General features: G+C 75.7%; 21 protein-coding genes and 1 riboswitch. Of the genes, 16 read left to right on the top strand and 5 right to left on the bottom strand.

Going from position 1 to position 24,315, the window contains the following annotated elements; genetic code table 11:
* Nucleotides 1-15: 15 nt before the first annotated feature.
* Nucleotides 16-645 (bottom strand): flavin reductase family protein, encoded by a 630-nt coding sequence (locus ACLE50_RS07490; RefSeq protein ID WP_410942670.1) that lies wholly within the window; start codon nucleotides 643-645, stop codon nucleotides 16-18.
* A 30-nt stretch (nucleotides 646-675) separates the two neighbouring features.
* Between ACLE50_RS07490 and ACLE50_RS07485 the strand changes: the two genes are divergently transcribed.
* Entirely contained in the window at nucleotides 676-1,698 is a 1,023-nt protein-coding gene (locus tag ACLE50_RS07485; protein WP_410942669.1) for a cobalamin biosynthesis protein, read from the top strand.
* A gap of 370 nt (nucleotides 1,699-2,068) precedes the next feature.
* Here the strand turns inward: ACLE50_RS07485 and ACLE50_RS07480 are convergent, their stop codons facing one another.
* Nucleotides 2,069-3,088 carry an SURF1 family cytochrome oxidase biogenesis protein gene (locus tag ACLE50_RS07480; RefSeq protein ID WP_410942668.1) on the bottom strand — a complete coding sequence of 340 codons (1,020 nt, stop codon included), beginning with the start codon at nucleotides 3,086-3,088 and terminating at the stop codon, nucleotides 2,069-2,071.
* Nucleotides 3,089-3,140: 52 nt separating this feature from the next.
* Here ACLE50_RS07480 and ACLE50_RS07475 point away from each other — a divergent pair, with 52 nt between their 5' ends.
* The 9 genes from ACLE50_RS07475 to ACLE50_RS07435 all read left to right on the top strand — a co-directional run bounded on the left by ACLE50_RS07475 (nucleotide 3,141) and on the right by ACLE50_RS07435 (nucleotide 13,757).
* Nucleotides 3,141-4,685 carry a cobyric acid synthase gene (locus ACLE50_RS07475; protein WP_410942667.1) on the top strand — a complete coding sequence of 515 codons (1,545 nt, stop codon included), beginning with the start codon at nucleotides 3,141-3,143 and terminating at the stop codon, nucleotides 4,683-4,685.
* On the top strand, nucleotides 4,682-6,886 hold the full coding sequence (locus ACLE50_RS07470; protein ID WP_410942666.1) for a putative cobaltochelatase: 2,205 nt from the start codon (nucleotides 4,682-4,684) through the stop codon (nucleotides 6,884-6,886). The genes ACLE50_RS07475 and ACLE50_RS07470 overlap by 4 nt, the downstream gene beginning before the upstream one ends.
* Nucleotides 6,887-6,903: 17 nt before the next feature.
* Nucleotides 6,904-7,518, top strand: a complete 615-nt coding sequence (cobO, locus tag ACLE50_RS07465) for a cob(I)yrinic acid a,c-diamide adenosyltransferase (protein WP_410942665.1) — start codon at nucleotides 6,904-6,906, stop codon at nucleotides 7,516-7,518.
* A gap of 4 nt (nucleotides 7,519-7,522) precedes the next feature.
* The gene (locus ACLE50_RS07460) at nucleotides 7,523-9,043 is read left to right on the top strand and encodes a cobyrinate a,c-diamide synthase (protein ID WP_410942664.1); all 1,521 of its coding nucleotides are present in this window, start codon (nucleotides 7,523-7,525) and stop codon (nucleotides 9,041-9,043) included.
* A 53-nt stretch (nucleotides 9,044-9,096) separates the two neighbouring features.
* Nucleotides 9,097-9,480 (top strand): cobalamin biosynthesis protein, encoded by a 384-nt coding sequence (locus ACLE50_RS07455; RefSeq protein WP_410942663.1) that lies wholly within the window; start codon nucleotides 9,097-9,099, stop codon nucleotides 9,478-9,480.
* A 190-nt stretch (nucleotides 9,481-9,670) separates the two neighbouring features.
* Nucleotides 9,671-10,897 (top strand): uroporphyrinogen-III C-methyltransferase, encoded by a 1,227-nt coding sequence (cobA, locus tag ACLE50_RS07450; protein WP_410942662.1) that lies wholly within the window; start codon nucleotides 9,671-9,673, stop codon nucleotides 10,895-10,897.
* Nucleotides 10,898-10,948: 51 nt separating this feature from the next.
* The gene (locus ACLE50_RS07445; protein ID WP_410942661.1) at nucleotides 10,949-11,482 is read left to right on the top strand and encodes a MarR family transcriptional regulator; all 534 of its coding nucleotides are present in this window, start codon (nucleotides 10,949-10,951) and stop codon (nucleotides 11,480-11,482) included.
* Entirely contained in the window at nucleotides 11,479-13,101 is a 1,623-nt protein-coding gene (locus ACLE50_RS07440) for a chloride channel protein (protein WP_410942660.1), read from the top strand. The genes ACLE50_RS07445 and ACLE50_RS07440 overlap by 4 nt, the downstream gene beginning before the upstream one ends.
* A gap of 57 nt (nucleotides 13,102-13,158) precedes the next feature.
* Nucleotides 13,159-13,344: riboswitch (cobalamin riboswitch) on the top strand.
* A gap of 35 nt (nucleotides 13,345-13,379) precedes the next feature.
* Nucleotides 13,380-13,757, top strand: coding sequence for a hypothetical protein (locus ACLE50_RS07435; protein WP_410942659.1), 378 nt, complete (start codon nucleotides 13,380-13,382; stop codon nucleotides 13,755-13,757).
* A gap of 107 nt (nucleotides 13,758-13,864) precedes the next feature.
* On the opposite strand, the gene ACLE50_RS07430 is transcribed toward ACLE50_RS07435, so the two are convergent.
* Nucleotides 13,865-15,409 carry a DNA polymerase IV gene (locus ACLE50_RS07430; protein ID WP_410942658.1) on the bottom strand — a complete coding sequence of 515 codons (1,545 nt, stop codon included), beginning with the start codon at nucleotides 15,407-15,409 and terminating at the stop codon, nucleotides 13,865-13,867.
* Nucleotides 15,406-16,155: a 4'-phosphopantetheinyl transferase family protein gene (locus ACLE50_RS07425; protein ID WP_410942657.1), complete on the bottom strand. Its 750-nt coding sequence runs from the start codon at nucleotides 16,153-16,155 to the stop codon at nucleotides 15,406-15,408. Before ACLE50_RS07425 ends, ACLE50_RS07430 begins: the two co-directional genes overlap by 4 nt.
* A gap of 947 nt (nucleotides 16,156-17,102) precedes the next feature.
* Here ACLE50_RS07425 and ACLE50_RS07420 point away from each other — a divergent pair.
* The gene (locus tag ACLE50_RS07420) at nucleotides 17,103-18,248 is read left to right on the top strand and encodes an NAD(P)/FAD-dependent oxidoreductase (RefSeq protein WP_410942656.1); all 1,146 of its coding nucleotides are present in this window, start codon (nucleotides 17,103-17,105) and stop codon (nucleotides 18,246-18,248) included.
* A gap of 35 nt (nucleotides 18,249-18,283) precedes the next feature.
* Nucleotides 18,284-19,549, top strand: coding sequence for a cytochrome P450 family protein (locus ACLE50_RS07415; RefSeq protein WP_410942655.1), 1,266 nt, complete (start codon nucleotides 18,284-18,286; stop codon nucleotides 19,547-19,549).
* Here ACLE50_RS07415 and ACLE50_RS07410 read toward each other — a convergent pair.
* Complete coding sequence (locus ACLE50_RS07410) at nucleotides 19,507-20,154, bottom strand: HAD hydrolase-like protein (RefSeq protein ID WP_410942654.1); 648 nt, start codon at nucleotides 20,152-20,154, stop codon at nucleotides 19,507-19,509. The genes ACLE50_RS07415 and ACLE50_RS07410 overlap by 43 nt on opposite strands.
* A 104-nt stretch (nucleotides 20,155-20,258) precedes the next feature.
* On the opposite strand from ACLE50_RS07410, the gene ACLE50_RS07405 reads away from it, so the two are divergent.
* The 4 genes from ACLE50_RS07405 to ACLE50_RS07390 all read left to right on the top strand — a co-directional run bounded on the left by ACLE50_RS07405 (nucleotide 20,259) and on the right by ACLE50_RS07390 (nucleotide 24,261).
* On the top strand, nucleotides 20,259-21,389 hold the full coding sequence (locus ACLE50_RS07405) for an LLM class flavin-dependent oxidoreductase (RefSeq protein ID WP_410942653.1): 1,131 nt from the start codon (nucleotides 20,259-20,261) through the stop codon (nucleotides 21,387-21,389).
* A 66-nt stretch (nucleotides 21,390-21,455) separates the two neighbouring features.
* The gene (locus ACLE50_RS07400; RefSeq protein ID WP_410942652.1) at nucleotides 21,456-22,427 is read left to right on the top strand and encodes a helix-turn-helix domain-containing protein; all 972 of its coding nucleotides are present in this window, start codon (nucleotides 21,456-21,458) and stop codon (nucleotides 22,425-22,427) included.
* An 80-nt stretch (nucleotides 22,428-22,507) separates the two neighbouring features.
* Nucleotides 22,508-23,446: an acyl-CoA thioesterase domain-containing protein gene (locus tag ACLE50_RS07395; RefSeq protein ID WP_410942651.1), complete on the top strand. Its 939-nt coding sequence runs from the start codon at nucleotides 22,508-22,510 to the stop codon at nucleotides 23,444-23,446.
* A gap of 95 nt (nucleotides 23,447-23,541) precedes the next feature.
* Nucleotides 23,542-24,261 (top strand): SDR family NAD(P)-dependent oxidoreductase, encoded by a 720-nt coding sequence (locus tag ACLE50_RS07390; RefSeq protein ID WP_410942650.1) that lies wholly within the window; start codon nucleotides 23,542-23,544, stop codon nucleotides 24,259-24,261.
* The last annotated feature ends 54 nt before the right edge of the window (nucleotides 24,262-24,315 follow it).

Raw genomic sequence — 24,315 nt, 5'->3', positions numbered from 1 at the left:
GGCCACCCGGCGGCGTCAGTCGCCGAAGTGGCCCGGCCAGTCGGAGTACGGGATCCGGGTGATCTCGACGACCTCGCCGAGCCGGGACCACTCGTTGCGGCCCAGCCGCGCCAGCGGGGCGAGCTTGCGCACGTCGGGCAGGGTGTTGCCGCGCTCGTCGGTGCTGAGGACGGCCTCGTCGACCGCGGCGTGGGTGACCCGGCCGATCACGACCGTCGAGTTGCCCAGTTCGATGTTCGCGTGCAGCACGCACTCCAGCGCGACCGGGGACTCGGCGACCCGCGGCGGCGCGACGGTGGCGCTCGACTCCGCGGTCAGCCCGACCGAGGAGAGCTCGCTGACCTCGGCGGGGAAGTCCGTCGCCGTCGCGTTGATCTTCTCGAACAGCGGCTCACCGGCCAGGCAGACGACGAACTCGCCGGTCTCGGACACGTTCCGCAGCGAGTCCTTCTTCCCGACCGAGGTGAACTGGACCATCGGCGGGTCGACGCAGGAGACGGTGAAGAACGAGTGCGGCGCCAGGTTGTCGACGCCGTCGGCCGACCGGGTCGAGACCCAGGCGATCGGGCGGGGGACGACGACGCTGGTCAGCAGCTTGTAGAACGGGCCGGCGCCCATCTCGTCCGGCCTCAGGTCCGTGCGCATGATCCCGATCCTGCCTTCTACGGTCTGATCATGCGCACTGGTGCCCGGGCGGCCGGGCTCATGATCGGGATCGCGGCGGACGCGGCGTTCGGGGACCCCCGGCGGGGCCACCCGGTCGCCGGTTTCGGCGCCGTCGCCGCCGCCCTGGAACGGCGGGTGTACCGGGACTCCGTCGGAGCCGGCGCCGGGTACGCGGCGGTGCTGGCCGGTGGGGCGGTGCTCGGCGGAGCCGCGGTGGCGCGGCTGGTGCGGGGGCGGGCGGCGGCCGAGACCGCGCTGGTCGCGGTGTCGACCTGGGCCGTGCTCGGCGGGACGTCGCTGATCGGGGAGGGGGCGGCGCTCGCGCACGCCCTCGACGACGCCGCCCTCGGCGACGCGGCCCTCGACGACGCCGCCCTCGACGACGCCGCCCTCGACGCGGCGCGGGCCCGTATCCCGTCGCTCTGCGCGCGGGACCCGCAGCTCCTCGACGCCGACGGCATGGCCCGCGCCGGGGTGGAGTCGCTGGCGGAGAACACCTCCGACGCGGTCGTCGGGCCGCTGGTGTGGGGCGCGTTCGCGGGCGTTCCGGGGCTGCTCGGCTACCGCGCGGTGAACACCCTCGACGCGATGGTCGGCTACCGCTCGCCCCGCTACGACCGGTTCGGCCGGGCGTCGGCGCGGCTCGACGACGTCGTGAACCTGCTGCCGGCGCGGGTGACGGCGTTGCTCACCGTGGCCCTCGCCCCGGCCGTCGGCGGGTCGCCGTCCGCGGCGCTGCGGGCCTGGCGCCGCGACGCCGCCGGGCACCCGAGCCCGAACGCCGGGCCGGTCGAGGCCACCGCCGCCGGCGCGCTCGGGCTGCGCCTCGGCGGGACGACGACCTACGCCCACGGCACCGAGGAACGTCCGTCGCTGGGCTCGGGCCCGGCTCCGACGACCGCGGACCTGCACCGCGCCGCGCGGCTGTCCCGGCTGGTCGCGGGGGCGTCCGGGGCGCTGGCGGTGCTGACGGCGTGGGGGCTGGGTCGGAGCCGAGTGATGCGCGGGGTCCGGGGATGCCTCAGCAGGTGAGGCGACGGCTGGGTGCAGTCCAGGACCAGTTCGGTCTCGCGGCCGGTGGCGGCCCTGCGACGGTCGTGCGAGACGGTGGGACTGCGACGGTCTCCCGATCAGGGGGCGCCCCGCACATGCCTCACCTGCTGAGGCTTCTCCGGGGGAGGGGCCCGGCGGAGTGGTGGCGGGGCGCCGGCAGGTCCCTCGGAGGGGGCGCGGGGTCGCGCAGTACGTCACGTGCTGACGTATTTCCGGACCGACGGTCCTGCTCCGGCTCGCATCGGGCCCCGGCGGCGCGAACGCCGGTTGTTCCCACACACGGCGGACGGTCCGCACACCTCATATTTCGGGTGTGCGAACCGGTCCAGGGGTGTGCGAACCGGCCGGGTCAGCGCGGGCGGCCGCCAGGAACGTCGTGCCCGGCGGACCTGCGTCCCGCGGACTCGCGCCCCGCGGACTCGCGCCCCGCGCACTCCTGCCCGGCGGACTCGCGCCCCGCGCACTCCTGCCCGGCGGAGTCGTGGTCTGCGGAGTCGGGGTCTGCGGCCGGCTCAGCAGAGGAGGCGGGGGCGTCGGCGCCGTACCCGTCGCGTCCGGCGAGCTGGTCGCGCAGGCTGACGCGACCGGCCGGTGCGGCACCGGAGCCCGATGCGTCCGTGCCGGTCTTGGCGCCCTTGCGCTGCAACAGCTCCAGCCGGATGAACAGGCCCAGCGCGACCAGGGCGACGGCGCCGAAGGTCAGCCACTGCAGGGCGTAGGAGAAGTTGCTGAACGGCGCACCGCCCCCCGACGGCGCCACCGGGATCGGGTCCAGCACTCCCGGCTGACCCGCCTCCAGCGTCACCGTGCCGGCCACCGGCTGCGGGCGGATCCCGGTCGCGGCGGCCACCGAGCGGGAGTCCGCGGCGTAGACCTGCGGGACGCCCTCGCCGGTCAGCGGGGCCCGCGCCTGCGGGTCGTTCTCGTCGGTGCGCAGCCGCCCGTCGACGGTCACCGGCCCGGCCGGGGCCGGGGCGTAGGCGGGGACCCGGCCGCGGTCACCGGCCTGCACCGAGCCCCGGTCCACGACGACGACCCGCCCGTCGGTGAGCCGCAGCGGCGTCAGCACCTCGAACGCCGGGCTCCCGTCGACCACCCGCAGCCGGACGACGCTCTCGGCCGCACGGTCGAACTCGCCGGTCAGCGCGACCCGGCGCCACACCGCGTCACCGGGGATCTCCGTGCCCGGTACCAGCGACGCGAACGGCACCGGCGGGGTCGCGTCGGCCTGCGCGATCGCCCGGCTCTCCGCGTTGCGCTGCTCCTCCCGGCCGAACTGCCACGGGGCCAGCAGGGTGTAGCAGGCGACCACGAAGGCCAGGACCGCGACGACGAACGCGATCCACCCCGGACGCAGCAGGAAACGCACGACCGCCAGGGTAGCCACCGGCCCGCGTACCGGTGATCCGATACTGGTGGGCGTGGGCAGCGGGGGAGCGGTACTGATCGCGGGCACGACGTCGGACGCGGGCAAGAGCGCCGTCGTCGCCGGGATCTGCCGGGTCCTGGCCCGCCGCGGTGTCTCCGTCGCCCCGTTCAAGGCGCAGAACATGAGCAACAACTCCGTCGTCACCCCCGACGGCGGCGAGATCGGCCGCGCCCAGGCCATGCAGGCGTTCGCCTGCGGGATCACCCCGGGCGTCGACCTGAACCCGGTGTTGCTCAAACCGGGCAGCGACCGCACCTCGCAGGTCGTCGTGCGTGGCCGCGCCGATGGGCAGGTGTCCGCGCTGTCCTACCGGCACCGCACGGCGGCGCTCGCCGACGTCGTCGCCGACTCGCTGACGAGCCTGCGGTCCCGCTACGACGTCGTCGTCTGCGAGGGCGCCGGCTCCCCGGCCGAGATCAACCTGCGCCCCACCGACCTCGCCAACATGGGGTTCGCGCGGCGCAACGACCTGCCGGTGCTCGTCGTCGGCGACATCGACCGCGGCGGGGTGCTCGCCCACCTGTTCGGCACCCTCGCCGTCCTCGACCCGGCCGACCAGGCACTCGTCGCCGGCTTCGTGATCAACAAGTTCCGCGGCGACCCGCGGCTGCTCGACCCCGGCCTCGACCAGCTCCGCGAGCTGACCGGGCGTCCCACCCTCGGCGTCCTGCCCTGGGCCGACGGGCTCTGGCTCGACGCCGAGGACTCGCTGTCCGCCGTCGGCGACGGGGTGCTCGGCCGCCCCGCACCGCCGCGCGGGGACCAGTGGCTGCGCGTCGCCGTCGTCCGGTTCCCGCGGATCTCCAACGCCACCGACGCCGAGGCGCTGGCCTGCGAGCCCGGCGTCGCCGTCCGCTACGTGACCGAGCCGTCCCGGATCGCCGACACCGACGTTGTCGTCCTGCCCGGGTCGAAGGCGACGGTGTCGGACCTGGCCTGGCTGCGGTCGTCCGGGATGGCCGACGCGGTCGCCGCGCACGCCGCTGCCGGGCGCCCGGTGCTCGGCATCTGCGGCGGCTACCAGATGCTCGGCACCACGATCACCGATCCGGACGGCGCCGAGGCCGCGCCCGGCACCACCGTTCCCGGGCTCGGGCTGCTCGACCTGGACATCGCGTTCGACCCGGCCAAGCACCTCGGCACCCCGACGACGACCGCGTGGGGCGTCCCGGTGACCGGCTACGAGATCCACCATGGCCGCGTCGTGCGCTCCGGCGACCCGGCGCTGCTGGGCGACGCCCCGGACGGGGAGGGCTCGGACCGGGGGAACGTGCTGGGCACGCACTGGCACGGGCTCGCCGAGAACGACGCGTTCCGCAGGCTGCTGCTGATCCGCCTCGCCGCCGAGGCCGGCCGCGACGGGTTCCGGGTGGCGGACGACACCTCGTTCGCCGCGGAACGCACCCGGCAGGCGGATCTGCTGGCCGACCTGGTCGAACATCATCTGGACATGTCGACACTTGAGCATGTGATCCGCCACGGTGCGTCGCCGGAACTGCCGGTCGTGACGTCGCGTCTGGCAGCCTCGCAGCCGTGAGTTCTCCGCGTTTCCCCTTCTCCGCCGTCGTCGGCCACGACGACCTGCGCCTGGCGTTGCTGCTCAACGCCGTCCACCCCGGCGTCGGCGGGGTGCTCGTGCGCGGAGAGAAGGGCACCGCCAAGTCGACAGCGGTGCGGGCGCTCGCGTCGCTGCTGCCCGAGCTGCGGGTCGTGCAGGGCTGCCGCTTCGGCTGCGACCCCGCCGACCCCGACCCGGACTGCCCGGACGGCCCGCACCCACCGGACGCGCCGTCGGTGACCCGGCCCGCGCGGCTGGTCGAGCTGCCCGTGGGCGCCACCGAGGACCGGTTGGTCGGCTCGCTGGACCTGGAGCAGGCCCTCGCCGAGGGCCGCCGCGCCTACCAGCCGGGGCTGCTCGCCGAGGCGCACCGCGGCGTGCTCTACGTGGACGAGGTCAACCTGCTCCACGACCACCTCGTCGACCTGCTGCTCGACGCCGCCGCGATGGGTCGCGCGCACGTCGAGCGCGACGGCGTCTCCGTCTCCCACGCCGCGAAGTTCCTGCTGGTCGGGACGATGAACCCGGAGGAGGGGGAGCTGCGCCCGCAGCTGCTCGACCGCTTCGGGCTGACCGTCGAGGTGCGCGCCAGCCGCGACGTCGACACCCGGGCCGAGGTCACGCGTCGCCGGATGGAGTTCGACGACGACCCGGCCGCCTTCGTCGCCCGCTTCGCCGACGAGGAGACCGCGCTGGCGCAGCGGCTGCGTGCCGCCCGCACCCGGGTCGGGAAGGTCGAGGTCTCCGACCGGGAGCTGCGCCGGATCGCGTTCGTGTGTGCCCGCTTCGACGTCGACGGCATGCGCGCCGACCTGGTCATCACCCGCACCGCGGCGGCGCACGCGGCCTGGGAGGGCCGCGACGCGATCACCGCCGACGACGTGCGGGTCGCCGCGACCCTCGCCCTGCCGCACCGCCGGCGCCGGGACCCCTTCGACGAGCCGGGCCTGGACGAGAAGGACCTCGACGAGGCGCTGCGCGACGCCGAGGACCACCTGGGTGACGACCCGGACCCCGACGACGACCCCGACCCGGATCCCGGCGACGGCGGCCCGGACGAGCCCGGCGACACCGGCCCCGAGAGGCAGGCTCCCGACGGACCCGGCCAGGACACCGACGCCGACCCGGATCGCGGCGACGGCTCCGGCCCGGACGGCACCCCGGGGGCGCAGGACGCCGCGAACGGCACCCCGGAGGCGCCGTCGCAGGAGAGCCCGGACGGCACCCCGGCCGACGAGATCCCGCAGCCCGCCGACCGGCAGGGCGCCGAGCAGGAGGGCACCGGGCAGCAGGGCGAGCCCGGCGGCGACGGCGGCGAGGGCCGCGCGGTCACGGTCGGGGACGCGGCCCGGCTGCACCGCGCGACCGTCCGTAAGTTCCAGGTCCCCGGCCTCGGCGCCGGTGCCCCCGGGCGCCGGTCGCGGGCCCGCACCGACACCGGCCGCGTCGTGCGCCCCACCGACGGCGGCACCACCCGCGCTGCGGACCTGCACCTGGCCGGGACGGTGCTCGCCGCCGCCCCGCACCAGCACGACCGCGGACGCCGCGGGCCCGGGCTGCTCGTGCGGCGCTCGGACCTGCGCCGCGCCGAGCGCGAGGGACGCGAGGGCAATCTGGTGCTGTTCGTCGTCGACGCGTCCGGGTCGATGGCCGCGCGCCGGCGGATGACCGCGGTGTCCGGCGCCGTGCTCGGCCTGCTGCGCGACGCCTACCAGCGTCGCGACAAGGTCGGGCTCGTGACGTTCCGGGCCCGGTCGGCCGAGCTGGCGTTGCCGCCGACGTCGTCGGTCCCGACCGCGCAGCAGCGGCTCGCGAAGCTGCGCACCGGAGGCCGCACCCCGCTCGCCGACGGCCTGCTCAGGGCCCGCGCCGTGCTCACCGCCGAACGCCGCCGCGACCCGCGCCGCCGTCCGCTGGTCGTCCTGCTCACCGACGGGCGGGCGACCGTCCCGGCCCGGGAGGGCGGCGACCCGGTCGCCGACGCCCGCCGCGCCGCCGGGCTGCTGGCCGAGGACGGTGTGCACACCGTCGTCGTCGACTGCGAGGCCGGGCACGTCCGGCTGGGGCTGGCTGCGCCGCTGGCCGCCGCGGCCGGTGGCGAGCTGGTGACCCTCGACGAGCTGACCGCCGACAGCGTGGGCGACCTGGTGCGATCCGCCCGGTCCGCGCACGCCGCCTGAGCAGAAGGAGAACGACCGTGCCGCAGGGACAGGTGTCCGTCACACCCGACGATGGGCTGACGACCCGCCAGCGCCGCAACCGCCCGCTGCTGGTGGTGCACACCGGTGAGATGAAGGGGAAGTCGACCGCGGCGTTCGGGACCGCGCTGCGCGGCTGGAACCAGGGCTGGTCGATCGGGGTGTTCCAGTTCGTGAAGTCCGCGAAGTGGAAGATCGGCGAGGAGGAGGCCTTCCTCGCGCTCGGCAGGGTGCACGAGGAGACCGGGCAGGGCGGGCCGATCGAGTGGCACAAGATGGGCTCGGGCTGGTCGTGGTCGCGTAAGCAGGGCACCGAGACCGACCACGCCGCCGACGCCCGCGAGGGCTGGGCGGAGATCCGCCGCCGGATCGAGGCCGAGACCCACCGCGTCTACGTGCTCGACGAGTTCACCTACCCGCTGAAGTGGGGCTGGATCGACGTCGACGAGGTCGTGGACGTGCTGACGAACCGGCCCGGGCAGCAGCACGTGATCATCACAGGGCGGGACGCGCCGCCTGCGCTGATCGAGGCCGCGGACCTGGTCCTGGAGACGACGAAGATCAAGCACCCGATGGACGCCGGGCAGAAGGGCCAGCGGGGCATCGAGTGGTGACCACGTGGTGAGTCCGCGCGCGCTGGTCGTCGCCGCGCCGGCGTCGGGCAGCGGGAAGACGACGATCGCGACCGGCCTGATGGCCGCGCTGCGCCGCCGCGGGTCCCGGGTCGCACCGTTCAAGGTCGGGCCGGACTACATCGACCCCGGCTACCACACCCTCGCCGCCGGGCGGCCCGGCCGGAACCTCGACGTCGTGCTGCAGGGCCCGCAGCGGATCGCACCGCTGGCCCGGCACGGTGCCGCCGGGTGCGACGTCGCCGTCGTCGAGGGCGTCATGGGGTTGTTCGACGGTCGGATCGGCGACGGGGCAGCGCGGAGCGCAGGCGGAGCGCACATCGGTGCAGCGCGGAGCGCAGGCGGAGCGCACATCGGTGCAGCGCGGAGCGCAGGCGGAGCGCACATCAGTGCTGCATCGACGGCCTCGGTGGCGGCCGAGCTCGGGGCGCCGGTGGTGCTGGTCGTCGACGTCCGGGGGCAGTCGCGGTCGCTGGCCGCGCTGCTGCACGGGTTCCGCTCGTTCGACCCGTCGGTGCAGGTCGCAGGGGTGATCCTCAACCGGGTCGGCTCCGAGCGGCACGCCCGGGTCTGCCGGGACGCGGCCGAGGAGATCGGGCTCCCGGTGCTCGGCGCCGTGCCGCGGCGCGCGGAGCTGGCGGTGCCGTCGCGGCATCTCGGGCTGGTGACCGCCGCGGAGCACGGGGCCGCGGCGACCGGCGCCGTCGAGGCGATGGCCGAGCTCGTCGCCGAGCACGTGGACCTCGACGCCGTCGTCGCCCTGGCCCGGCCGCTGCCGGAGGGGCCGGTCTGGGACCCGCACGCGGAGGTGGCCGCTGCCGGTGCCGACGCTCCTGATGCCCCCGGGGGCACCCTCGCTGCCACGGATGCCCCGGGCGTGCCCCTGGGGGCGGGAGGCCCGGGCGCCCGGCCGGTCGTCGCGCTCGCCGGGGGACCGGCGTTCGGGTTCGGCTACGCCGAGCACGCCGAGCTGCTCACCGCCGCCGGCGCCGACGTCGTCCGGTTCGACCCGCTGCACGACCCGGCGCTTCCCACGGGCACCGCCGCGCTGGTGCTGCCCGGCGGGTTCCCCGAGGAGCACGTCGGGGCGTTGGGGGACAACAGGTCCCTGCGCGACGACGTCGCCCGTCTCGCCGCGTCCGGGGCGCCGGTGCACGCCGAGTGCGGCGGGCTGCTGTACCTGTGCCGCGACCTCGACGGCGTCGACATGTGCGGGGTGCTCGACGCGTCGGCCGGGATGACCCCGAGGCTCACCCTCGGCTACCGCGACGCCGTCGCCGTCTCGCCGTCGCCGCTGTTTCCGGCCGGGGCGCGGGCGTCGGCGCACGAGTTCCACCGCTGCGCTGTCACCCCGCGCGCCGGCACGACCCCGGCCTGGGCGTGGCGCGGCGGGGAACCGGAGGGCTACGCCGGCGGCGGGGTGCACGCGTCGTTCCTGCACACCCACCCGGCCGGGGTCCCCGACGCGGTCGCGCGGTTCGTCGCGGCGGCCCGCACCGCACCGTGATCACCGGTTGCGGAGCGGACGCACCGCAGGCCGCGGGTTCCGCTCCACAACCGGTGATCACGGGTGGGGGAGCGCTCGTCGTCGGGATCGGGCTGCGGCCGGGGACCCCGGAGGCCGCGGTGCGGGAGCTGCTGCACCGGGTCGCCACCGAGCACGGGCTGGAGCTGGACACGGCGGTCGTCGCCACCCTGGGCCGGCGTGCGGACGAGCCGGGGCTGCGGGCCGCCGTCGCACCGCGTGCCCCGGTCGGGTACCCGGCCGAGGCACTCGCCGCGGTGCCGGTCCCGAGCCCGGACGGGCGGGTCGGCGCGGCCGTCGGCACCGCGTCGGTCGCCGAGGCAGCGGCGCTGCTCACCGCCGGACCCGGTGCGACGCTGCTGGTCCCCAAGACCCGCGGCGACGGTGTCACGGTCGCCGTCGCGCGGGCCCGCCGCTGATCACCGCCGATGTGGGATCGGCCTCGCGCCCTCACCGCACGCATGCACCGACCGTTATCCTCGTCCGTCAGTCGTCGCGCGGGACCCGGTACGCACCGGATGGCCCGCCGCCACGACCGTGCCCGCGCGTGTGGCCGGGGCGGTCGCAGCAACCGAAGCCACCGCCGGGTGCGGACTCCCCGGGAGAGGAATGTCGTTGAGCGCGCAGCACGAGCAGTACCTCGTCGGTCTCGACCTGGCCGGACGACGCGTGGTCGTCGTCGGCGGCGGGCAGGTCGCCCAGCGCCGCGTCACCCGGCTCATCGCCGCGGGCGCGCACGTCGAGGTCGTCTCGCCCGAGGTCACCCCGGCCGTCGAGGGCATGGTGTCGGCCGGTGAGATCAGCTGGACCCACCGCGGCTGGGCCGACGGCGACCTCGACGGCGCCTGGTACGCCATGGCCGCCACCGACGACCCGGCCGTCAACGCCGCCGTCCTCGACGAGGCCGAGCGCCGCCGGGTGTTCTGCGTCCGCGCCGACGACGCCGCGCACGGCACCGCCGTCACCCCCGCCACCGGCGAGCACGACGGCCTGACCGTCGGCGTCCTCGCGCACGGCGCGCACCGCCGGTCCGCGGCCGTGCGGACCGCGCTGCTCGAGGCGCTCGCGTCGGGGGTCGTCGACGAGAAGGCCGAGGTCCCGCAGGCCGGTGTCGCCCTGGTCGGCGGCGGGCCGGGCGACCCGGAGCTGATCACCGTGCGCGGGCGGCGGCTGCTCTCGCGTGCCCAGGTCGTCGTCACCGATCGGCTCGGGCCGCGCGACCTGATGGACGAGCTCGGCAACGACGTCGAGGTCATCGACGCCTCCAAGATCCCCTACGGCCGTGCGATGGCCCAGGAGAAGATCAACGAGCTGCTGATCGAGCACGCGCAGGCCGGGAAGTTCGTCGTCCGGCTCAAGGGCGGCGACCCGTTCGTCTACGGCCGCGGTTTCGAGGAGGTCCAGGCCTGCGCCGCCGCCGGGGTGCCGGTGACCGTCGTCCCCGGGATCACCAGCGCGTTCGCCGCACCCGCCGTCGCCGGGGTGCCGGTCAGCCACCGCGGGGTGGCGCACGAGATCGTCGTCGTCTCCGGGCACGTCGCCCCGGACGACCCGCGCAGCCTCACCGACTGGACCGCGCTGGGCCGGATGACCGGCACCATCGTGCTCATGATGGCCGTCGAGCGGCTGGGCCGGTTCGCCGAGACCCTCATCGCGAACGGCCGCGACCCGGAGACCCCGGTGCTGATCGTGCAGGACGGCACGACCCGGATCGAGCGCAGCGTGCGCACCACGCTCGCCGAGGCCGAGCGCGATGCGAAGGCGCACGAGGTCAGCCCGCCGGCGATCGTCGTCGTCGGGCCGGTGGCGGGCCTGGAGGCGCCGGTCGGGGAGTGACCCCGGTCATGGATTGCACACTGCAAGTTTGCAGTGTGCAATCGTCGCGGCATGTCCGACGAGACCGACCAGCTCGTCGACGCCGTCATGACCGCCAGCCGCGCCATGCTCGCGGTGGTCGCCCGGTCCCTGGCTGCCGTCGACGACGACGTCACCCTCCCGCAGTACCGCGCGCTGGTCGTCCTGGCCCAGCACGGCAGCCGCCGCCCCGCCGACCTGGCCGTGGCGCTCTCGGTCGGCCCGTCGACCGCGACCCGGATGTGCGACCGGCTCGTCGCGCGCGGGCTCGCCGAGCGGACCCGCGACGGCGGTGACCGCCGCGAGGTCGTCGTCGCGCTCAGCCCGCAGGGCCGGGAGCTGGTGCTCCAGGTGACCCGCCTGCGCCGCGCGGAGCTGCGCCGGCTGCTGGAGATGCTCCCCGCCGCGGACCGGGTCGCGGTCCGGGACGGGCTGCGCACCTTCGCCGGCGCGGCCGGGGAGGTCCCGGAGACCGACTGGGCCGTCGCGCCCCTGCCGGAGACGGCGTCGGAGCCGGACCCGGAGCCGGAGACAGCGTCGGACACAGAGCCGGGGACAGCGCCGTGAGCGCCGGGGTGCTCTCGCCGCGCACGCTGCACCGCACGCTCGTCGCCACCCGGCCCGGGCTGGTCGGTCTCGCCGTGATCATCGGAGTCGGCGCCGGGATCGGGTCGGTGCTGTTCCACGAGCTGATCCTCGGCGTGACGTGGCTGGTCACCGGCCGGGAGGACTTCTCCGACGCCGGCCGCGTCGCCTCGACCCACCTGCCCGCGCTCGGCTACTGGTTCCTGCTGATCGCCCCGGTACTCGGCGGGCTGGTCTACGGGCCGCTGGTGCAGTGGTTCGCCCCGGAGGCCCGCGGGCACGGCGTCCCGGAGGTGATGGTCGCCGTCGCGCGGCGGGGCGGCCGGATCCCGGCGACGGTCGCCGCGGTCAAGGCGCTGGCCTCGGGGATCTGCATCGGCACCGGCGGCTCGGTCGGCCGGGAGGGGCCGATCGTGCAGATCGGGTCGGCGCTCGGCTCGGCGATCGGGCAATGGCTGCGGGTCCCCGCGACCCGGCTGGTGCTGATGGTGGCCTGCGGCGCGGCCGGCGGAATCTCCGCGACGTTCGACGCGCCGATCTCCGGCGTCGTGTTCGGGCTGGAGCTGATCCTGCGGTCGTTCTCCGCCGAGGCGTTCGGCGTGCTGGTGCTGAGCTCGGTGACGGCGAACGTCGTCGCCACCGTGATCGCCGGCAAACACTCGATCCTGACGCTGCCGCACTTCGAGCTGGGCAGCCCGGTGCAGCTGCCGCTCTACGCGCTGCTCGGCCTGCTCGCCGGGCTGCTGGGCTGGGCGTTCGCCCGGATCCTCTACGCGATCGAGGACGCCTGCGACGCCGTGTGGCGCGGCCCGGAGTGGCTGCGCCCGGCCGTCGGCGGGCTGGTGCTCGGTGCGCTGCTGCTCGGGCTGCCGGAGATGTACGGCGTCGGCTACCCGGTGCTGCAGAATGCGATCGAGGGCCGCTACGTCCTCGGGTTCCTGCTGCTGCTGGTGCTCGGCAAGATCCTCGCCTCCAGCCTGACGATCGGCATCGGCGGCTCGGGAGGGGTGTTCGCGCCGTCGCTGTTCGTCGGTGGGACCGCCGGAACCGCGTTCGGCGTGGCGATGGACGCCCTGTTCCCGGCGCTGCACCTCGACCCCGGTGCGTTCGGGCTCGTCGGGATGGCCGCGGTGTTCGCCGGCGCCGCGCACGCCCCGATCACCGCGGTGCTGATCGTGTTCGAGCTGACCGGCGACTACGCGCTGATCCTGCCGCTGATGGCCGCCGTCGTGCTCTCCACCGGGATCAGCCACCTGGTGTCGCGGGAGAACATCTACACGCTCAAGCTGCTGCGCCGCGGCGTCGACATCGGCGCCGACACCGCCGTCGACGAGGCACTGCGGTGGGTGACGGTGCGGGAGGTGATGCGCCCGGCGACGGCCGGGGAGATCGCAGGCGACACCGGAGCCACCGGATCCGTGGACCCGGGAACCCCGGTGCACGACGTGCTCGCCACCCTGGCCGAACACCGGGGTGCGAGCCTGGCGGTGCGCGACGGCGCAGACGGCACAGACGGCACAGACGGCCCGCTGCTCGGGACGATCGCCGAGCACGACGTCCTCGACCACCTGCGGGGTGCGGCGCCCGCCGCCCTTGCCTGATGGGCTGTGTCGCCCGTGGCCCGACCGGATGTGGCGGTCGTCGTCGCCGGTTGACCCTCACCCGGGCGCGTGATGGGCTCGTCCGCGACGACGGAGATCAGGAAGCCGGTGCGAGTCCGGCGCGGTCCCGCCACTGTCACCGGGGAGCGCCTCCCCACCGCAGGCCACGGTCGCCGGACCGGAAGGCCGGGGAGGCGCGCGGATCCGGGAGCCAGGACACTGAGCCGTCGTCGCACGAATCCCATGCCGGGGGCGAGGACCCCCGAGGAGGAACCGCGATGACGACCGACCTTCTGGTGCTCGGCACCGGACCCGGCCCCGGCACACCCGGGGCCGCCGACCTGCTCGCCGACGCCGACCTGGTGTTCGCCTTCCCGCCCGGACCCGCCGCGGACCCCGAGTCGGTGGCCCTGTTCTACGCCGAGGCGTGGCGGGTGGAGACCGTCTCACCGCGCGCCGCGGTCACCCGGATCGCGACCTGGGCCGCGGAACGTGCGGGACGCACCGCCGTCCTGCTCGTCGCCGGGGACCCCGCCGACGACGTCGCCCTGCGCGCCGTGCTCGACGGGCTCGGCGCCGTCGCCGGGGGCGTGGCCGTGCGGGTGTGCGCCGAGGAGCGCGTCGCGCCGCCGTTCCGGAGCACGCTGCCGGGCTGAGCGCCGGTGCGTGCGTCGCCGATCCTGTGCGTCGCCGTCACACCGGGCCGGTCGACCGGCCCGCCGCCCACCCGGGACGTCACGCCGCGTCGCCGGCCCCGGGGCCGTCATGTCGCGGTGTCCTCGGGGTGCCAGCTGCGCAGCGGGTCCGCCCGGCTCAGTGCGGGGTCGGCGGCGTCGAGGGTCCGGGTGCGCCCGGGTCCGGTCGCGGCCGTCTCGAACCGGACGGTGACCCGGCCGTGCCCGGCGCCCTGCACCCAGCCGTGCCCGTACTCGGGATGCGCGACGTCGTCGCCGGCCCGCCACGGCCGCCCCGGATCGGGATCGCGGTCCGGGCGCATGCCCTCCGCCGCAGCCGTTCCCGGGCCCGCAGGGGCGGTGGGATGCGCGGTCACCGCGGTGCCGAGCACCCCGGCGCCGATCTCGGGTACGGCGCCGGTCCCGGGTGCGGGGCCGGCTTCCGTCGCGGCATCGCCCGGTCCGCCGGTGAGCGCGAGGCCGAGGCCGGGCGGCACGTCGCCTGATGACTCCGCCGCGGGCGCCGCGGCCCACCCCTGCGCCGACGGGACGGCGTCGAACAGGGCCAGCGGCGGCTCGTCACCGAACCCGGACACCGACACCCCCAGCAGCCGCACCCCGCCCTCGCCGACGGCGGTCTCCGCGAGCCGCCGCGCGACCGCGGTCAGGGTGGACAGCTCGCGGGTCGGGAACGGTGTCGTCTCCGACCGGGTGTGGGTGACGAAGTCCCCGGTCCGCGCCTTCACCGTCACCGTCCGCGCGGCACGGCCGTCGGCGACCAGGCGCCGGTGCACCGACACGCAGATCGACGCGACGGCCTCGTGCACCGCGGTCATCGCGGTCAGATCGGCGTCGAACGTCGTCTCCGCGCTGATCTGCTTGGCCGCACCGCGCGGAGCGACCGGGCGGTCGTCGATGCCGCGGGCGAGGCGGTGCAGCTCGGTCCCGACGGCGGAGCCGAGGATCCCGGCGACCTCGCGGCCGTCCATCGCGGCGAGCCGGCCGATGGTGTCGACGCCGATCTTGCGCAGCGCCTCGCCGGAGACCGGCCCGATGCCCCACAACGACCGCACCGGCAGCGGCGCGAGCACGGCCTCCTGCTCGGCATGCGCGATCACCCGCAGCCCGTCCGGCTTCGCCAGCTCGGACGCGATCTTCGCGACCTGCTTGCCGGACCCGGCCCCGACCGAGGCGGGCAGGCCCGTCCGCTCCCGGACCGCCGTGCGCAGCCGGGTGCCGAACGCCTCGACATCGGAAGGGGACGCCCCGGCCAGCGACGGCGGCTCGATGAACGCCTCGTCCACCGACACCGGCTCCAGGACCGGGGAGAACTCCGCGAGCACCCCCATGACCTGGTCGGAGATCGCCTTGTAGAGCGGGAACCGGGGCGGCAGCACCGTGGCGTGCGGGCAGCGGCGGCGGGCCTGGCCCATCGGCATCGCCGAGCGGGCGCCGAACACCCGCGCCTGGTAGCTCGCCCCGGCGACGACGCCACGCGGCCCCGCCCCGCCGACGAGCACCGGCCGGTCGGCCAGCGTCGGGCGGGTCAGCTGCTCGACGGAGGCGAAGAACGCGTCCATGTCGAGGTGCAGCACCCAGCGGAGGTCCGCGGTGCCGCTGTCGGGCCCGGTCACCGCTCCAGTGTCGCGCGGACCCCCGACAGGATCGCGGTGCCGTCGCCGATGCGGATCTCCGGTGTGACTCGCCCGGCCCCGGCGACGGCGGCGGGATGGTCGTCGAGCCCGGTGTCGACGTCGGCGACCCACCAGTCGCCGTCGACGCCGTCCCAGGCCTGCACCCGCGGACCGCTCGCGTCCGGAGCCGAGAGCGTGATCGCGTCCATCGGGCTGGACAGGCCCTCGCCGGTGGCCTTGAGCAGCGCCTCCTTGCGGGTCCAGGTGACCAGGAAGTCCGCGGGGGCGGGGACGCCGGCGGCCAGCTCGGCCCGGGACAGCACGTGCTCGGCGAGGCCGTCCAATGCGGACAGCGGGCGGTGTTGCTCGACGTCGAGCCCGACCGGTTCGTCGGACACCGCGACGCCGACGAGCTGACCGGAGTGGGTCAGCGAGAACTCCGGCCCGCCGCCGGCGACCCGGGGCTTGCCGTGCGGCTTCCCGCAGCGGCAGGTGCGGTCGAGGACCAGGGCGGCCGCGGTGGTCCGGTCGTCTGGGATTCCGTCGGCGCTGATCCGGTCGGCGCTGATCCGGTCGGCGACGACGATCCGGACCAGCGCGTGCGCGGCGAGGTAGCGGGCGCGGTCGTCGTCGCGCCGGAACGCGGCCATCCGCTCGCGCTCGTGGTCGTCGAGCAGCGCGACGAGGTCGGGCCGGGTGGCCGGATCGATCGGCTTCGCCAGGTAGACGGCGACGGAGGCGCTCACGAGTCCACCTTGTCACGGGGCCACCCACACCCCGGAACGCGCGCAGCACACCGTTTCCGTACGCAGCACATGCCGCAGCGTGTGCCACGTACGGAAACGGTGTGCTGCGCCGCGAGGGAGCGGCAGGCGACTGCACACCCCGGGGCCGGTCCGCACACCCGAAATATGGGGTGTGCGAACCGGCCCCGGGGTGTGCAGACCGGCGCAGGGGTGTGGACCGGGCCCCGGCGATCGACCGACCCCGCGACCGCTCGGGCTCCACGGCACCCGGCACCCGCGGACACCGGGCACCCGCGGACGCCCGGCCCGGTGATCGACCGGACCGGACGGTTCCCGCGTCAGCCGGTGCGACGGGCGGCGAAGTCGGACCGCACGTGGGCCGGCTTCACGTGCGGCGCAGGGCCGGACGTCCGCGGGGCCGGGGGACCGCCGTTCCCGGCGGAACCGTGACCCCGCTTCGCGGCGCGGCGCTCCGCCCGGTTGGCGGGACGGTCGTCCCCGGACGATGCGACGTCGCCCGCAGCCACGGGCCTGGCATCGGGCAGCGCCGTCCCGGACGGCCCCGCGGCGGACGACCCCGGGCCGGATGTGGCGACCCCGCCCGCTGCGGCCGCCGGGACGGTCGGCGCGACCGGGTCCGGCGAGGACAGGGATGCGGACAGGGACGAGCGTGTGTGGGTGGTGCGCATACGGGCCTCCACGAGGATCGGACACGAGATCGGATCGGCAGGAGCCGGTGACGTGCGGAGACCCGGAACGGGCGGGAAACGCGAACAGCCTGGTTCCGGGCCCGGGAGACGTCACGGGCCGGGGGACGAGCGGCGCGGACGAGGCCGCGACCGGGACGCGGGACGATGCCCGCGTCGTGCTCAGAGGAACCGGATCAGCATGGCGGCGACGGTAGAGCGCCCCGCGGATCAGCCGCCACCGAATTATCGTGATCGCCGATGACGGACACGGATCTGCTGGTGGTCGGCGGTGGCATCGCCGGGATCTCGACGGCGTACGGGCTGGCCGCGCACGCCCGCGTCGTCCTGCTCGAGGCCGAGCGGGACCTGCCGGTCCACTCCACCGCGCGGTCGGCCGCGACCTACATCCCCGGGCACGGCACCGGCCCGTTCCGGACGCTGATCGCCGCGTCCGGGCCCCGCTACGCCGCGCTGCCCGCCGAGCTGGGGACCCCGCCGCTGCTGTCACCCCGCCCGGTCCTGCACGTCGCCGACGACGACGCGAGCGCCGAGACCCTGCAGGCGATGCTCGACGAGCAGACCGGCGAGCCCGGGGCACCCGTCCCGCTCGACCCGGCCGAGGCACTGCGCCGCGTCCCGATCCTGCGCACCGCGCCGCAGCTCGCCGCCTGGACGTCGGGCTCCGCCGACGTCGACACCGCCGCCCTGCACGACGGCTACCGGCGCGGCCTGCGCGCCCGCGGCGGCGTCGTGCACCGCGACGCCCGGGTCACCGCGATCACCCGCGACGGCGACGGCTGGGTCGTCACCACCGCCACCGGTGCACGGTTCACCGCGGCCGCCGTCGTCGACGCCGCCGGGGCCTGGGCCGACGAGGTCGCCGCCCTGGCCGGTATCCCCGGCGCGGGTCTGACCGTCTACCGGCGCACGATCGCCGCCTGCCCGGTGGAACCGTCGCTGCTGCGCACGGGCGAGGGACCCGACGACCCGCTGCCGATGGTCATCGACGCCGCCGAGCGCTGGTACCTCAAGGCCGAGGCCGACACCGTCCTGGTCTCCCCGGCCGACGAGACCCCGCAGCCGCCCGGTGACGCCCGGCCCGACGAGCTCGACGTCGCGCTCGCGCTGGACCGCGTCCGGGCCGCGACGACGCTGCCGCTGCGCTCGGTACGCACCGCCTGGGCGGGGCTGCGGACGTTCGCCCCGGACCGTGCCCCGGTGCTGGGGGAGCGGCCCGAGCATCCGGGGTTCTGGTTCGTCGCAGGCCAGGGTGGCTCCGGGATCGAGTCCGCACCCGGGCTGGCCACGCTCGCCGCGGCCCGGATCCTCGGCGCCGACGCTCCGGCCGACGTCGACCTCGACCCGGATGTGTGCTCGGTCACCCGATTCACCGGTTCGGTGTAAGCGCTCGCTTACACCCCGGTGGCAGCATGGACGTCATGGCGTCGACCACCACCGGCACCGAGAAGCACCCGTTGTTCGAGGGTGACTTCTGGACCGACCCGCACCCCGCGTACACCGCGCTGCGCACCGGTGAGCCGGTCCGCGAGCTTGCGCTGCCGGACGGGAAGGCGTGGCTGCTCACCCGCTACGCCGACGTCCGCGCGGCCTTCACCGACCCGCGGCTGTCCAAGGACTGGCGCTACACGCTGCCCGCCGATCAGCGCGAGGGGCAGTCGGCTGCGCCGATCCCGATGATGGTCCTGATGGACCCGCCGGACCACACGCGGCTGCGCAAGCTCGTCGGGCGGTCGTTCACGGTGCGCCGGATGGAGGAGCTGCGCCCGCGCGTCGCCGAGATCGCCCAGGGCCTGCTCGACCGGCTCCCCGCCGACGCGCCGGTGGACCTCATGCGCGACTACGCCTTCGCCATTCCGGTCGAGGTCATCTGCGAGCTGCTCGGCGTGCCCTCGCAGGATCGCGACCGGTTCTCCGCGTGGTCGACGGTGCTGGTCGACGACTCGCCGCAGGAGGAGAAGTTCGGCCCCCTCGGCGAGCTGCACGACTACCTGGGCGAGCTGATCGAGCGCAAGCGCACCGAGCCCGACGACGCGTTGCTGTCCTCGCTGCTCGCGGTCAGCGAGGCCGACGGAGACCGCCTGTCCCACGACGAGCTCGTCGCGATGGCGGTGATGCTGCTGATCGCCGGCCACGAGACGACGGCCAACCTGATCGGCAACGGCGTCCTCGCGCTGCTGACCCACCCGGAGCAGCGCGCCCGGCTGCAGGCGGACCCGTCGCTGATCGGCGGGGCGGTGGAGGAGTTCCTGCGGTTCGAGTCACCGGTGTCCAACACCCCGGTCCGGTTCACGACCACCGACGTCGAGTACTCCGGGGTCACGATCCCGGCAGGCTCGCCGGTGATGTTCGGGCTCGCCGCGGCCAACCGGGACCCGGAGTGGACGCCCGACCCCGGCACCCTCGACATCACCCGCGACGCGTCCGGCGGCGTGTTCTTCGGGCACGGCATCCACTTCTGCCTGGGCGCCCAGCTGGCCCGCACCGAAGGCCGCGTCGCGATCGGGATGCTGTTCGAGCAGCGCCCGGATCTGGCCCTCGCAGTGGACCCGTCGGAACTGGTGTACCGGGAGTCGACGCTGGTCCGCGGCTTGTCGGCGCTGCCGGTGATCCCCGGCCCGGCGGTGGACCGAGGCCTGGCCGGCTACCCGAGCAGCGCGCGCCGCAGCTCGCCGGGGGAGTCGTAGATCGGGTCCGCGCCGGCCTCGGCCAGCTCACCCGGCTCGGCGTAGCCCCAGCCCGCACCCGCGCAGCGCAGCCCGTGCTCGGCCGAGCCGTGCACGTCGTGCAGCCGGTCGCCGACCATCAGCGGCGCGTCCGGGCCGGTGGGGTTGTCCAGCAGCCGCAGCGCCTCGGCGACGACCGCGCCCTTGGTCGGGCGGTCGGCGGAGCGGGTGTCACCGACGATCTCGGTGAACAGGTCCGTCCAGCCGTGGTGGGCGAGGATCTTGCGGGCCGACACCTCGGCCTTCGAGGTGGCCAGCGCCATCGTGACGCCGGCGTCGGACAGCCCGCGCAGCAGCTCCTCGACGCCCGGGTAGGGGCGGCAGTCCAGGCAGCCGTCCTCGTCGCCGTAGATCCGGCGGTAGACCGGCAGGACCGCGGCGGTGCCCTCGTCGCCCAGGATCTCCGGCAGCGAGTCGTACAGCGGCGGGCCGAGCAGCCGGGTGCTGATCGCGGAGTCGGGGACCTCGAGCCCGACCTCGTCGATGGCGCGGCGCAGTGAGCCGAGGATGCCGGGAGCGGAGTCGACGAGGGTGCCGTCGAGGTCGAGCAGGATGTGGGTCAGCACGCGCCCAGTCTCCCAGCCGTCACCGCGCGTCCCCGGGGCCGGGGAACAGCGGGCCCCGGGCCCGTGTTGCGCAGGAGGACGACCGAGGCGATCGGGAGGTACCGGTGAGCGGACGGCTGCATCTGGCGGTGGAGATCGGTGGCGCGGGAGCGCACCCCGGCGCGTGGCGGCTGCCCGGCGCCGCCGACCCGTTCGACGCCGGCGGCTACCTCGCCCGGGCCCGCGCCGCCGCCGCGGCGGGCCTGGACCTGGTGACGATCGACGACACGTTCACCCCGCCCGCGCCGGACCCGGCCGCGATCCCCGGCACCCCGGACGCCGTCGCCGTCGCCGCGCGGGTCGCCCCGGCCGTCGCCGGGATCGGGTTCGTGCCGGTCGTCCCGGTGACCCACACCGAGCCGTTCCACGTCTCGAAGGCGATCGCGACACTGGACTTCGTCGCGACCGGACGCGCCGGGTGGCAGCCCGACGTCTCCCGCACCGCGGCCGAGGCCGACCTGTTCGGGCGCACCGGCCCGCAGCCCGCCGACGTCCTGTGGCGCGAGGCCGGCGAGGTCGCCGACGCCGTCTCCCGGCTCTGGGACTCCTGGGAGGACGACGCGGAGATCCGCGACGCCGCGACCGGCCGGTTCGTCGACCGCGACAAGCTGCACTACGTCGACGTCGAGGGCGAGTTCTTCTCGGTGAAGGGCCCGTCGATCACGCCGCGCCCGCCGCAGGGCAGGCCGCTGACCGTGGTGCGCGGGGACGAACCCGAGGCGCTGCCGGTGGCCGCGCGGTACGCCGACGTCGTCCGGGTCGCGGCTCCCTCGGTCGCCGAGGCCGCGGAGCTGCGCGAGCGGGTGCGCACCGCCGTCGCCGACGCCGGGCGGGACCCGGAGACGGTGACCGTGCTGCTCGACGTCGAGGTGCTGCTGGGGGCCGATGCGGCGGACACGCTGCGCGAGCTGGACCGGCTGGCCCCGTCCGGCACCGACACCGCGGCGGCGACGCTGCGCCACACCGGACCCGCCGACGAGCTCGCCGCGCTGCTGCGCGACGCCGCCGAGGAGCGCGCCGCGGACGGGTTCACCCTGCTCCCGCTGGCGTACGCCGCCGGCGCCGACGGGCTGGGTGGCGTCACCGACGCACTGGTCCCGGCCCTGGGCGACCTCTGGTCCCCGGCCCCCTACGACGAGTCGCTGCGCGGCCGGTTCGGCCTCGCCCGCCCGGCCAGCCGCTACGCGAGCACCTGACCCCGCAACGCCCCGACCGGCAGAGAAGCCGTCGACACACCAGTTCCTGCCAACTAGCGTGACCGTGTGCTGCGCAGCGTGTCCGCGCTCGTCCTCGACGAGCTCGCCGTGTTCGAGTTCGGCGTGCTCTGCGAGGTCTTCGGCCTCGACCGCTCCGACGACGATCTGCCCGTCCTCGACTGGAAGGTCTGCGGGACCGCCGCCGGACGCCCGGTGACCACCACCTCCGGCGTGCACGTCGTCCCGCAGCACGGCCTCGACGGGCTGGCCGGCGCCGACCTCGTCGCCGTCGCCGCGACCGGGCTGAGCGAGTACCCGCCGGAGGCCCTCGACGCGCTGCGGGCCGCCCGCGACCGCGGCGCACTGCTGCTCTCGGTGTGCTCCGGGGTGTTCGTGCTCGGGGCGGCCGGGTTGCTCGACGGCCGCCGCTGCACCGTGCACTGGAAGCACGCCGACGCCCTGCGCGCCCGGCACCCGGAGGCGGTCGTCGAGCCGGACGCCCTCTACATCGACGACGGCGACCTGGTCACCGGCGCGGGCACCGCCGCCGGGATCGACGCCTGCCTGCACCTGGTGCGCCGCGAGCTCGGCGGCGCCGTCGCGAACGGCATCGCCCGCCGCATGGTCGTGCCGCCGCAGCGCGAGGGCGGCCAGCGCCAGTTCGTCGAGCTGCCCGTCCCGGAACGCGGCGGCGACTCGCTCGCCCCGGTCCTGGCGTGGGTCGTCGAGCACCTCGACGCCGGGCACACCGTCGCCGCGCTGGCCCGGCGCGCCGCGATGTCCGAGCGCACCTTCGCCCGCCGCTTCGTCGCCGAGACCGGCACGACCCCGCACCGCTGGATCTCCCGGCAACGGGTCCTGCACGCCCGCACGCTGCTCGAGGAGACCGACCTCGGCATGGACGCGGTGGCCGCACGCTGCGGGTTCGGCACCGGCGCGCTGCTGCGCCACCACTTCCGGGCCGCCCTCGGCGTCGCACCCGCCGACTACCGCGCCACGTTCCGATGCGATCACGACGCCGGACCCGGAGCGGCCTGAACAGGCCTTCCACGCAGAGTGACCGACAGCACACCGAAAGCGGCCCACGGCGTCGCCGGTGGTGACGCACGATGGCCGTCATGCCCGCGACGTCGTCGTCCGCCCGTCCTGCCGGACGTCCCGGTTCGCGCGATCCCGGGACGCACACCGGCGGGCGCGTGCGGAACGCGCCGGTCGAACGCGGGCTGGGCATGCGTCCGGCCCCGGATGCCGGTCCCGACCGGGTCCGGGTCCGGGCGCCGCTGACCGACGCCGTGCTGCTCCCGGGCGGCGCCGTCGCCCCGGTGCTGCCCGCGACGCTCGCCGACTCCGGCATCGGTTTCCTCGTTGTCTCCCGCGGCAGGCTCGCCGCCGGTGCCCCCACCGTCGACCTGCGGCTCGACCTCGCAGGCACCCCCGCGGCGGACTCCGAGTGGCTCACCGCCGACCTCGCCCTGCTGCACCTCGACGACCGGATCGGCCTCGGACGTGCCGAGATGCGCGACGACGCCGGCACGCTCGTCGCGCACGCGATGGTCACCATGACCCTCACCGGCGTCCCGGACCGGCCGGGTGGCCTCGCCGCCGCGGGTCGCGCCGCGGACTCCGCGACGCCCGCGGCATCCGGCCCGGCGAGCGACGGCCACCCGGACGACGACTTCCGCGCCGAGCTGCCCCCGTTCGACCCCACCGCCCTGCGGCCCGAGGCGCTGCGCATCGACCCGGAGACCGGTGACGCCCTGTACACCCCCGGTGTGGGCGCGACCAACCTCAACGGCACCACGCACGGCGCCGTGCTGAGCGGGTTCGCCCAGGCTGCGCAGGTCGCGTACCTGGACAGGCACGGCGCCGCGGGTACCCGGCCGTTGTCACTGACCGTCGACTTCCTGCGCCCCGTCCAGGTCGACGACGAGCTGCGCGCCCGCACCGAGGTCGTCCGCGACGGCCGCCGGTTCTGGACCCTGCGCACCGAGCTGCTGCTCCCGGACGGCCGCGCCGCCGTCCGCGCCGTCGGCGCAGGCCTCCGCACGCCGGCCTGATCCCGGGCCGACCCGCACGCAGGGGCTGCCGCGGCACCGCGACCGGTGTTAGCGTGCCCGGCCGGTGTCAGCGTCGTCACCGTCGGGAGGTCTGCGTGAGCGAGAACAGGCGAGTGCTGGTGACCGGGGCGCGCCGGGGGATCGGGTACGCGATCGCGCGGCGCCTCGCCAACGACGGGTACCGGGTGACGGGGATCGACCTCCTCGAACCCGAGACCCCGATCGACGGGGCCGACTTCCACATCTGCGACCTGACCGACACCGAGGCGACCTCGTCACTGATCGGGTCGCTCGCCGAGGAACAGCCGTTCTACGGGCTGGTCAACAACGCCGCGCTCTTCTCGGCCGACCGCTCCGTCCTCGACACGACCGTCGGCGACATGCGTGCCTCGAGCGACCTGCACCTCACGGCCCCGCTCATCTGTGCCCAGGCCATGATCCCCGGGATGCGGGCACTGGGGTCCGGCCGGATCGTGAACATCTCCTCGCGCGCCGCTCTGGGCAAGGCCAACCGCACGGCCTACGCCGCCACGAAGTCCGGCGTCATCGGGATGAGCCGCACCTGGGCGCTGGAGCTGGCGCCGCTGGGGATCACGGTCAACGTCGTCGCCCCCGGCATGATCGAGACCGAGTCGACGCCGGCGGACGACCCCGAGGCGCAGGCCAACGTGGCGGTCGTGCCCCTGCAGCGGTTCGGCACGCCCGCCGAGCTCGCCCACGCCGTCGCCTTCCTGATGACCGACCTGAGCGGGTTCATCACCGGCCAGACGCTCTTCGTCGACGGTGGCCGGACGATCGGTTCCCTGACGATGTAGGTCCCGGTCCCGGGCCCTGCCGCCGCACCTCCACCGGTGTTAGCGTCGTCACAC

Origin of the sequence: Pseudonocardia phyllosphaerae, from assembly GCF_046546475.1 — a bacterium.
Classification (GTDB): Bacteria; Actinomycetota; Actinomycetes; order Mycobacteriales; family Pseudonocardiaceae; genus Pseudonocardia; species Pseudonocardia phyllosphaerae.
This window is presented reverse-complemented; position numbering and strand designations above follow the sequence as displayed.